This window comes from Methylobacterium goesingense (assembly GCF_022179225.1).
GTDB lineage: Bacteria > Pseudomonadota > Alphaproteobacteria > Rhizobiales > Beijerinckiaceae > Methylobacterium > Methylobacterium goesingense.
This window is the reverse complement of the sequence record NZ_BPQL01000221.1, coordinates 1-2,465: the sequence shown is the minus strand read 5'-3', so window position 1 is coordinate 2,465 and position 2,465 is coordinate 1. Positions and strand designations below refer to the sequence as shown.

The following is a 2,465-nucleotide window of genomic DNA, read 5'->3' as shown; positions in this document are numbered from 1 at the left end:
GTCAGCCCTCACCGAGTAGGAGCGCAAGCGGTCTACTCGGTGAGGGCTGACTTCAGGCTCCCTGCGCTTCAACGCGGCATGAAGGCCCAGTAGTCGAGGTCGAGGATCACCGACGGGTCGTAGGCGTCGCCGACCTTGTCCGGGTGGTTGCCACAGGGCTGGTTCTTGGTGGCGACCGTGCGCAGGCGGAGCGCTCCGATATCGGTGCGGCCGGGCAATTCGGCGGTCTCCAGCACCTCGCTCCAGGCATACACGGTATCGCCGGCAAACAGCGGCGCGACGTGGCGGCCGGCATTGATGCCCGCCAGCGCGAACGCGTTGCCGAGCCCGTTGAAGCTCAGGGCCCGCGCCAGCGAGATGACGACGCCCCCGTAGATCAGCCGGCGGCCGAAGCGGGTGTCCTTGGCCGCGTAGCCGTCGAAATGCACTTTGGCGGTGTTCTGGTAGAGGCGCGTGGCGATCTGGTGCTCGGCCTCCTCGACGGTCATCCCGTCGACGTGATCGATCCGCTCGCCCACCACGTAGTCGCCGAAGCGGTGGGGCGAGCCGGCGAGTTCGCAATCGTAGGCGCCGGCGTTCAGGAGCGGCAGGGCCCCGGCGAGGTCGGCGGGGTCCACCACCTTGGCGAAGGTGGGCACGTGCTCCTGGGCAATGATCGCCGCCGGATCGCGCTTCTTCACCAGCACCCAGCGGCAATAGCTCAGCACGGTCTCGCCGTTCGCGTCCGAACCGGTGGAGCGCACGTAGACCACGCCGGTCTGCCGGTTCGAGCTCTCCTTGAGCCCGATCACCTCCGACACCGTCGAGAGCGTCTCGCCGGGATAGACCGGCCGCCGGAAGCCGCCCTCGGCATAGCCGAGATTGGCCAGGGCGTTGAGGGAGATGTCCGGCACGGTCTTGCCGAAGACGACGTGGAAGGTGAGCAGGTCGTCGAGGGGGCTCCGCGGATAGCCGATGGCGCGCGCGAAGGCGTCCGAGGATTGAACGGCGAAGCGGGGCCCGTAGAGCGCGGTGTAGAGCGCGACGTCGCCGAGGGTGACGGTGCGGGGCGTGGCGTGGCGGATGGTCTCTCCGAGGCGGTAATCCTCGAAGAATCGGCCGGGATTGGTCTTCATGGCGGTCTCGTCCCCAGGGCGGCGCGGTGGCGCTACGGTTTCTTGTGTGGGGCGGGCCGTCGTCGTGCCCTGCCCCTCGCTGGCTCTTCGGCCCGGCGCGTGCAGCTCAGCGCGTGTAGATGGTCGTCTGCGTCGGCACGAATTCGTGCAGCAGGCGGCTCGCGAACAGCAGCAGCAGGACGAGCACGATCGGCGACAGGTCGACGCCGCCCAGATTGGGCAGGATGTTGCGGATCGGGCGCAGCACCGGCTCGGTGAGGCGGTAGAGCACCTCGCCGATCTGGGAGACGATGGGATTGCGGACGTTCACCACGTTGAACGCCACGAGCCAGCTCAGCACGGCGCTGGCGATGAGGACGTAGATGTAGAGCTGCACGACGGTGTCGAAGAGCCAGATGAAGGCGTTCATGCGCGGAAACGAAGTCCTCGTGGCCCCGCGCTCGCAGGGCGCATCACGCGCACGCAAAGCCGCAGGATTTCTGGAATTGACAGGCCGGCGTGCGCGAGCCTAAAAGGCCGGCACCCCGGAACGGGGCTGTAGCTCAGATGGGAGAGCGCCGCAATCGCACTGCGGAGGTCAGCGGTTCGATCCCGCTCAGCTCCACCAGGAATTTTTTAACAGAAATTCTTGAGTGGGAACAAGATGTTATGGGTTTGCTCGTTTGGGATAAGTCCCAATAAGTCCCATTGGTCGTTCGCTGCGATCCCAGCGAATCTGCCGGTTTTCCACCGCGATACCGGAAGTTTTTACGTCGTACCCAACCTTACCGTAGGACCTTCCTCTCTCTGATCGAGCCGGTCGAGTGCGACTGGTCGCGAACGGGAAGACGTTGGCATAGCACCGTCGGATCAGCCTTCGAGGCCGGCCTGTCGGCCCGCGAACGTCGCGGCGCCGATGCAATCCGACATGTGCGGGACTGTCCAGAAGCATGCCGTTCAAGGCCGAAAGTCGCCTCCTAGAGGCGGTCCACCCGCCGACCGGACAGAAACGGGCGCCGATCATGGGACCATCCATGGCGTGGCTTCCTAGAGGGTCGGATGCGCCGAGCGTGCCAATGTCACCGAGGCCTCGTCGGATAGCAGCCTGAGGGCCTTCCAATATCGGGACGGTCGCACGTTCCCCGCCTTTGACGTGAGGAGTTCCGCCTGGATCAGGACCGGGTCCTTGGCGGTGCGGCTTGCCCATACGACACCGCTTCCCGCTTCGACCACTGTCATGCTGAGCGTGCTGTAAGCACAGGCGAGTACCGGCAACGAAAGCCTTCGAAGCGCTTGGTCGGAACCGCCCGTCAGACCCGCCCCCACCCGCACACTCATGCGCTTGGATGCCGAGAGCCACCTTCCCTACGG

2 protein-coding genes and 1 tRNA gene are annotated in these 2,465 nt (G+C 65.7%); 1 reads left to right on the top strand and 2 read right to left on the bottom strand.

The window, feature by feature from the left end:
- Positions 1-68: 68 nt before the first annotated feature.
- Both MFF30_RS25195 and MFF30_RS25190 read right to left on the bottom strand, forming a co-directional pair.
- Entirely contained in the window at positions 69-1,115 is a 1,047-nt protein-coding gene (locus MFF30_RS25195; RefSeq protein ID WP_238282965.1) for a MaoC family dehydratase, read from the bottom strand.
- Between the two features lie 106 nt (positions 1,116-1,221).
- The gene (locus MFF30_RS25190; protein ID WP_238282964.1) at positions 1,222-1,524 is read right to left on the bottom strand and encodes a YggT family protein; all 303 of its coding nucleotides are present in this window, start codon (positions 1,522-1,524) and stop codon (positions 1,222-1,224) included.
- Between the two features lie 122 nt (positions 1,525-1,646).
- On the opposite strand from MFF30_RS25190, the gene MFF30_RS25185 reads away from it, so the two are divergent.
- Positions 1,647-1,722: transfer RNA gene (locus tag MFF30_RS25185), tRNA-Ala, on the top strand.
- Positions 1,723-2,465: the final 743 nt, after the last annotated feature.